Origin of the sequence: uncultured Leptotrichia sp., assembly GCF_938036635.1 — a bacterium.
In the GTDB taxonomy this organism is placed as follows: Bacteria; Fusobacteriota; Fusobacteriia; order Fusobacteriales; family Leptotrichiaceae; genus Leptotrichia; species Leptotrichia hongkongensis.
Genome location: NZ_CALHQO010000279.1, coordinates 1 through 7,310, shown reverse-complemented (window position 1 = coordinate 7,310; position 7,310 = coordinate 1). Strand labels below are relative to the sequence as shown.

The following is a 7,310-nucleotide window of genomic DNA, read 5'->3' as shown; positions in this document are numbered from 1 at the left end:
GGAGTTTATGGACATCCTGATGCGGCAAGACTTACTTATTACGGGATTCACAGTCTTCAGCATAGAGGACAGGAAGCAGCAGGAATTGTAGTAAGTGATGGAAAACGTGTAAATGGACATCGTGGGCCTGGATTAGTGTCAGAAGTATTTAATGATGACAGAATATTTAATCGTCTGGAAGGGAATAGTGCCATAGGGCATGTGCGGTATGCAACTTCTGGAAGTAGCAGTGAACGTAATATTCAGCCATTTTTATTTCAATTTTTTGATGGAAGTATTGCCTTGGCACACAATGGAAACTTGATTAATGCAAGGACGTTAAAAAGAGAGCTAGAAGAACACGGTGCAATTTTTCATTCTTCGTCTGATACTGAAGTATTGGTTCACTTGATAAGAAGAAGCAAGGAAAAAGATTTTCTGAGTCAGTTAAAAGATGCATTGCGTCAAGTAAAAGGTGGATTTTCTTTCGTAATTCAAACTCAGACAGAATTGTATGGGGCAGTAGATCCATTTGAATTTCGTCCTTTAATTTTAGGACAAACAAAAAATGGAGCCTATATTTTGGCAAGTGAAACATGTGCATTGGAAATTGTGGGAGCAGAATTTATTAGAAATATAAGATCTGGAGAAGTTGCTATCATTGATGAAAGTGGATATAGAATAGAAAAATATACTAAAAACACTTCAACTGCCATTGCGGCAATGGAATATGTGTATTTTGCTCGTCCTGATTCAGATATTTCTGGAGTAAATGTTCATAAGTCACGTAAAAGATGTGGAAGAAGATTGGCGCAGGAAGCTCCAGTTGAACATGCAGATATTATAATTGGAGTTCCAAATTCATCATTGTCAGCAGCAAGTGGATATGCAGAGGAAATCGGAAAGCCTTATGAAATGGGATTAATTAAAAATCAATATGTAGCGCGTACTTTTATTCAGCCAACTCAGGAATTACGTGAGCAAGGTGTCAGAATGAAATTATCTGCTGTAAAAAGTGTTGTAAAAGATAAAGTTGTAGTTATGATAGATGACTCAATAGTCCGTGGGACAACTTCAAGCCGTATAGTTCAACTCTTAAAAGAAGCGGGAGCAAAGGAAGTACATGTCCGTATTGCATCTCCAGAATTTAAATTTCCTATCTTTTATGGAATAGATGTTTCAAAATCATCTGAATTAATTTCAGCAAATAAAACTGTTGAGGAAGTAAGAGAATATATAGGAGCAGATTCGCTTGCATTTCTTAGCATAGATGGACTGATTGAGTCAATAGGGCTTGATTTTGACGCACCTTATACAGGGCTTTGCATGGAATGTTTTAATGGAGATTATCCAGCTGGATTGGGCGATTATGAAAAAGAATTTTATGCTTCATTGACACCAATTCAGAAAGAGGCTTTAGAAAAATTAAAGAAGTAAGGTGAAAAAATGTATATTGTAAGTTTGAATTATATAAAGGAAGTAAGTGAAGTTGAAAAATATTTAGAAGAACATGTAAAATTTTTGGAAAAATATTATGAAATGGAAAAATTCATTTGTTCAGGAAGAAAAAATCCTAGAACAGGCGGTGTAATTTTATTAAATGCAGAAAGTTTAGCAGAAGTAGAAAGTATAATTTTAGAAGATCCATTTAATGCAAATGAAATTGCAGAATATGAAATTACGGAATTTTTTCCTACAAAGTATAATAAAAATTTTAAAATATTTGTAGAATAAAAGATATAATAGGAGGAAAAAATGTCAATTTCTTATAAAGATTCGGGAGTAGATAAAGAAGAAGGGTACAAAAGTGTAGAAAAAATAAAAAATGGTGCTAAAAGTACATATAATGCCAATGTTATGAATGATTTGGGAAGTTTCGGAGCTTTATACAAACTTGGAGATTATAAAAAGCCTGTGCTGGTTTCTGGAACTGACGGAGTTGGGACAAAATTAAAAGTTGCATTTGAAACAGGAATTTACAATACAGTTGGAATAGACTGCGTAGCAATGTGTATAAACGATATTTTGTGTCACGGAGCGAAACCCTTATTTTTCCTAGATTACTTAGCTTGCGGGAAATTAGATTCAAATGTGTCGGCTAAAATTGTAAGCGGAGTTGTGGAAGGATGCCTGCAGTCAGAAGCTGCCTTAATTGGTGGAGAAACCGCTGAAATGCCAGGATTTTATACTCCAGGAGAATACGATATTGCAGGATTTGCAGTAGGGGCTGTAGAAGAGGATCAAATTGTGAATGGTTCAGATGTTAAGGAAAGTGATGTTTTAATTGCAATTCCATCAAGCGGTGCACACAGTAACGGTTTTTCATTAATCAGAAAATTATTTACTGACTTTACTGAAGTTTATAATGGGAAAACAATTGGAGAACATTTATTGACTCCAACAAAAATTTATGTAAAACCAGTTCAGGCTGTAATGAAGGAAGTAAAAATCAACGGAATGGCTCACATTACTGGTGGAGGGCTTATCGAAAATGTGCCAAGAACAATACCTGACGGACTTTGTGCAAATATACAAAAATCAAAAATTCAAATTCACGAGTTATTTAAGCACGATACATTTTCAAGAGTAAGCGAAGAGGAAATGTGGGGAACATTTAATATGGGTATAGGATTTGTATTGATTGTGGACGCAAAGGATAAGGAAAAAGTGATTGAAATTTTAGAAAAAAATGGTGAAAATGCTTATGAAATCGGACATATTGGAAAAGGTGATGAAAAAATATGTCTAAAATAATTGAAAATTCAAAAGATAATTCAGAAAATAAAAAAACTCGAATAGCAGTATTTATATCAGGTTCAGGCTCTAATTTACAGTCAATAATCGACAATATCGAAAACGGCAATTTAAACTGTGAAATTTCCTACGTTATTGCCGACAGGGAATGCTTTGGACTGGAAAGAGCTGAAAAACATGGGATAAAAAGTATAATGCTCGATAAAAAGTTATTTGGAAAAAATTTATCAGATGAAATAAACGCTATTTTGGAAAACGATACAGAAAGAACAGATTACATCGTACTTGCAGGCTATCTGTCAATTTTATCAGAAAATTTCATAAACAAATGGAATCGTAAAATTATAAATATTCATCCGTCACTTCTCCCCAAATACGGTGGAAAAGGAATGTACGGAATAAAAGTCCACGAAGCTGTAATTGCAAACAAAGAAAAAGAAAGCGGCTGCACAATCCATTTTGTAGATAACGGAATAGACACAGGAGAAATTATAACAAATGTAAAAGTGCCTGTTTATGAGAATGATACACCTGAAATTTTACAAAAGAGAGTGCTGGAAAAAGAGCATATTCTGCTGATAGAGGGGATTAAAAAGTTATTAGGACAATAATTTTAAAAGTAAAGGAATGATTTGAATATGGATACAGATTATACTATTTTAGTTATATTAACATACATCATGATAATTATTGGAGGAGTAACTGGAATAGGATTAATAGTAGCTTTTTTTAGAAAATTAGGAAAAATTGAAAGCAAAGATAAATTAGAAGAAGAAAAATTAGATGATTAATTTTAGAAAGATTTGGAGGTAAACTATAATATGGAAGAAATATTAGTAATTGTTGCGATGATTGCAGGAGGACTAACTGGATTCTTGATGGTGAAGTTTATTCAGAAAAAATTAAAAGATAAAAAAGAAAAATAATTAAAGGAGGAGAAATGAAAAAAATAATATTATCGTTATTCTTAATACTAGGAATTTTATCTTTTTCAAAAGAGAAAAAAGTTTATATGCCGAAAGTGGTTATAACTATAATGGATGATAATTTCAAAAATCCTATTGCAAGAACTGTAGAGCAAAGCGGGGTGTTAACAAAAGCTCTATCATTAGGAGACATGGTTACTTTTAGATATAAAAGTGATGAGAAGAAATTTGCAGAAAAGTTGATAGAAGAAATTTGGAGAATGAATAAATCTCTTCCAAATAAATTAACTTTTTTGATAGAACAAAACGAAGAAAATACTATGGTTCAGATTTTACAACTGTTAAAAAAATATAGATATAGAGGTAATGTTGAAGTAATTGAATTATCATATCAAAAGAATGCTAAAATTTTGGAACAGACAAGTAAAAATGGCTGGGAATATAATCAATATTCTGATTTAAAAGATGTGGCAGGAGAAGTGGAAATTGGAGGCGTAAAATACAATAAAAATGAATATGTCGCAACACTTTTTATGCAAAAATATGACAATGTGAAAAGATAAATTTTTTTGATTAAAGATAAATATTGAAAAATATAAATTTATACAAAAACTGAGAGGAGATGAAAATGAAACATAAATTTTTAGTATTGATGATGCTAATTTTTAGTTTTTCAATAATTTATGCAGCAAATGGCGATGAAGAATTTTTGAAGGCGAATGAATATTACAAGAAAAATGATTATTCTAATGCTGAAAAAATGTTTTTGGAGTCAATAAAAAAGGGAAATATAAGAGCGAACTATAATTTGGCAACTTTATATTTAAACAAAAAAGAATATAAAAAAGCTGAAAAATATTATCTTGATGTGTTAGAAAAAGGAGATAGAAAAGATACTGAATTAATATCGGCAACAATATTTAATTTAGGGCAATTGGACCTTGAAATTGGAGAATACGATAAAGCGGAATATATGTTCAAATTCTTAGCGGATAAATTTCCAAAAGATACAATATATAGTTCTAAATTAGGAGCATTTTATTTTGTTCAAGGAAAGTATTCGGAAGCTGAAAAATATTTAAAACAAGCGCTAAATTATATAAAAGATGATAAAAATTTAGAAAATAAAGTAAAAAAACTTTTGGAAGAAATTGATAAGAAAGTAAAAAAATAGTATTTAGGTGTTTAATGGAGGAATATGAAAAAAACAATAATTTTATCAGTATTGATTTTTAATTCATTATCATATTCAGCATATACAGGATTTGGATACATTACTGAACCAAAATTTACAAATCCAGATAAATGGAGCGATTTTAAGACAATGTATAAAGTTACAGATGATATTAGTCTTTTGATGAGTTATGAAGAATTTAAAAAAGTAGTTCCACAAAAGGAATATTATCGTGATAATGATGGGGTAGACGATACTGTATTTTATTATGAAAAAGTAAAAGATCCTTTTGGAAATTATGCAAGAGGGAGTTTTTATTTTGCAAAAAATATACTTATGTCTTCAATTTTTGAATATGATACAACTGTAAAAGAACATAAAAAAATGGATGCTGAAATTAGAAAACTTTATTCTAAGAGAAAAGGATATACAAAACTTCAAAATGCATATGCTTCAGCAACATTTTTGTATAATTCAGGAACTTTGATGTATATAAAATTTGTCCCAGATAATAATAATTATAGTAGTAATACCGGAAAAACATTGATTCATATTCAAGTATCAAGTGCATTAAATATTGCAAAATATTTACAGGAGATACAGATGCTAAATAGAATTGGAGATTAAAAAATAGAGAGTTTTTTGAATAATATTTTCAAATTTCTCTCTATTTTTATTTATCCTGATTTTTCAAATTCAAAAATTTTATAATTATCTTGAATAAACTTTTGTAAATTTAGCAATTTTTTCAGCTAATTCATCAGTTAATACATCATCTTTTAATCTCCATTGCCAGTTTCCGCTAGCAACTCCAGGAGTATTGATTCTAGCTTCACTTCCTAATCCTAGGAAATCTTGAATTGGAGCGATTGCCATGTTTGCAACAGAACTCCATGCACCTCTTATTGCATCCCAATGGATATTATCGTCAGTTTGTGAGTTTAAATAATCTCTTGCAAATTGTTTATCTTTTTCTTTTGCTTTTGTAAACCATCCGATTAATGTGTCATTATCATGAGTTCCAGTATAAACTACACAGTTCTTTGTATAAGTATGAGGCAAGTAGTCATTTTCTTCTTCTGAATCAAATGCAAAACCTAAGATTTTCATTCCAGGAAACCCAGTTGCTTCTCTCAAATCAATAACACCTTGTGTCATTAATCCCAAGTCTTCGGCAATAATTGGTAATTCTCCCAATTCTTCCTTTATTTTATTAAATAAGTCAATTCCAGGTCCTTTTACCCATTGACCATTTATTGCAGTATCATCTCCATAAGGAACTGCCCAGTATGCTTCAAATCCTCTGAAGTGGTCAATTCTTATGATGTCGCAAGTAGAAAGGTTAGCTCTAACTCTGTCTACCCACCATTTGTAGTTTAACTCTTTTAATTTATCCCAGTCGTATAGAGGATTTCCCCAAAGCTGTCCTGTAGCACTGAAATAATCAGGCGGAACACCAGCTACTTTAACGGGTTTTAGTTCAGGATCGAAAAGGAAAATTTCTGGATTTGCCCATGCGTCAGAACTGTCTACCGCAACGAAGATTGGTATGTCTCCAATTATTTTAATTCCATTATCGTTAGCATATTTTTTTACATTGTTCCATTGATCGAAGAATAGGCATTGAATAAAGTTATTGTATTCAATTTCATCAGCTAATTCCTCTCTGTATTTATTAATAGCGGCTTCTTCTCTAACTTTAATATCGTGCGGCCATTCAGTCCAAGGAAGTCCATTAAAGTGGTTTTTTAAAGAAATAAACAAGCTGTAATCATTTAACCAATCGCTATTTTCAGCTTTAAAAGTTTCTAATTTTCTTTTTAAATCATTATTTCCATTAGCTTTAAAATTTTCAAATGCTTTTCTTAATAAAGGATATTTTTGATTATAAATAGCACCATAATCAACATATTCCTTATTGTCACCAAAATTAATATCTTTCAAATCTTCCTCTGATAATAAATTTTGCTCAATTAATAAGTCAAAATCAATCAGATATGGATTTCCAGCGAATGTCGAAAAACATTGATAAGGTGAATCACCGTATCCAGTTGGGCCTAATGGGAAAATTTGCCATAATTTTTGATTTGCTTTTTTTAAGAAATCCACAAATTTATATGCTTCCTTTCCTAAACTTCCAATTCCATATTTTCCAGGAAGTGAAGTAGGATGTAACAAAATACCAGAACTTCTCTCAAACATTTCTATATCCTCCTTAAAATTTATTAATAAAATTAGTTTTGATTTCTCATACTAAATATACTATATTTTATGCCAAAAGTCAACATATACGTAAATGTCTGATTATTAAAATTTGAAAAAGGGGTGGGAGTATTTAAAATAAAGGACTTTCAGAGATTTAATAGTTTTTAAATTCTTAGAGAAAATTCTGTAAAAATACGTAATTTTTTGACGGTAGTATACAAATAGTATACAAATTGTTAGTAAAATATGTATAAAAAAATACCAGGATATTT

The 7,310-nt window shown here is 30.7% G+C and carries 9 protein-coding genes; 8 read left to right on the top strand and 1 reads right to left on the bottom strand.

The genetic code is table 11. The annotated features are described in order from the left end of the window. From purF to Q0370_RS05420, 8 genes are all read left to right on the top strand, one after another. Nucleotides 1–1,416: amidophosphoribosyltransferase (gene purF / locus Q0370_RS05455; protein WP_299573130.1), on the top strand; the 1,416-nt coding region annotated here is incomplete at its 5' end. Between the two features lie 9 nt (nucleotides 1,417–1,425). Further along, the gene (locus Q0370_RS05450) at nucleotides 1,426–1,713 is read left to right on the top strand and encodes a YciI family protein (protein WP_299573128.1); all 288 of its coding nucleotides are present in this window, start codon (nucleotides 1,426–1,428) and stop codon (nucleotides 1,711–1,713) included. 21 nt (nucleotides 1,714–1,734) lie between these two features. Continuing rightward, a complete protein-coding gene (gene purM / locus Q0370_RS05445) occupies nucleotides 1,735–2,733 on the top strand; it encodes a phosphoribosylformylglycinamidine cyclo-ligase (protein WP_299573125.1) in 999 nt (332 codons plus the stop codon). Then, nucleotides 2,721–3,344, top strand: a complete 624-nt coding sequence (gene purN, locus Q0370_RS05440) for a phosphoribosylglycinamide formyltransferase (protein ID WP_299573122.1) — start codon at nucleotides 2,721–2,723, stop codon at nucleotides 3,342–3,344. The genes purM and purN overlap by 13 nt, the downstream gene beginning before the upstream one ends. Nucleotides 3,345–3,371: 27 nt before the next feature. Further along, a complete protein-coding gene (locus Q0370_RS05435; protein WP_299573120.1) occupies nucleotides 3,372–3,524 on the top strand; it encodes a hypothetical protein in 153 nt (50 codons plus the stop codon). Nucleotides 3,525–3,673: 149 nt separating this feature from the next. Beyond that, nucleotides 3,674–4,222 (top strand): hypothetical protein, encoded by a 549-nt coding sequence (locus Q0370_RS05430; protein WP_299573118.1) that lies wholly within the window; start codon nucleotides 3,674–3,676, stop codon nucleotides 4,220–4,222. A gap of 65 nt (nucleotides 4,223–4,287) precedes the next feature. Then, nucleotides 4,288–4,833: a M48 family metallopeptidase gene (locus Q0370_RS05425; protein WP_299573114.1), complete on the top strand. Its 546-nt coding sequence runs from the start codon at nucleotides 4,288–4,290 to the stop codon at nucleotides 4,831–4,833. A gap of 24 nt (nucleotides 4,834–4,857) precedes the next feature. Beyond that, nucleotides 4,858–5,460, top strand: coding sequence for a hypothetical protein (locus Q0370_RS05420; protein WP_299573111.1), 603 nt, complete (start codon nucleotides 4,858–4,860; stop codon nucleotides 5,458–5,460). Between the two features lie 84 nt (nucleotides 5,461–5,544). Here the strand turns inward: Q0370_RS05420 and malQ are convergent, their stop codons facing one another. Then, entirely contained in the window at nucleotides 5,545–7,041 is a 1,497-nt protein-coding gene (gene malQ, locus Q0370_RS05415) for a 4-alpha-glucanotransferase (protein WP_299573132.1), read from the bottom strand. Nucleotides 7,042–7,310 lie beyond the last annotated feature (269 nt).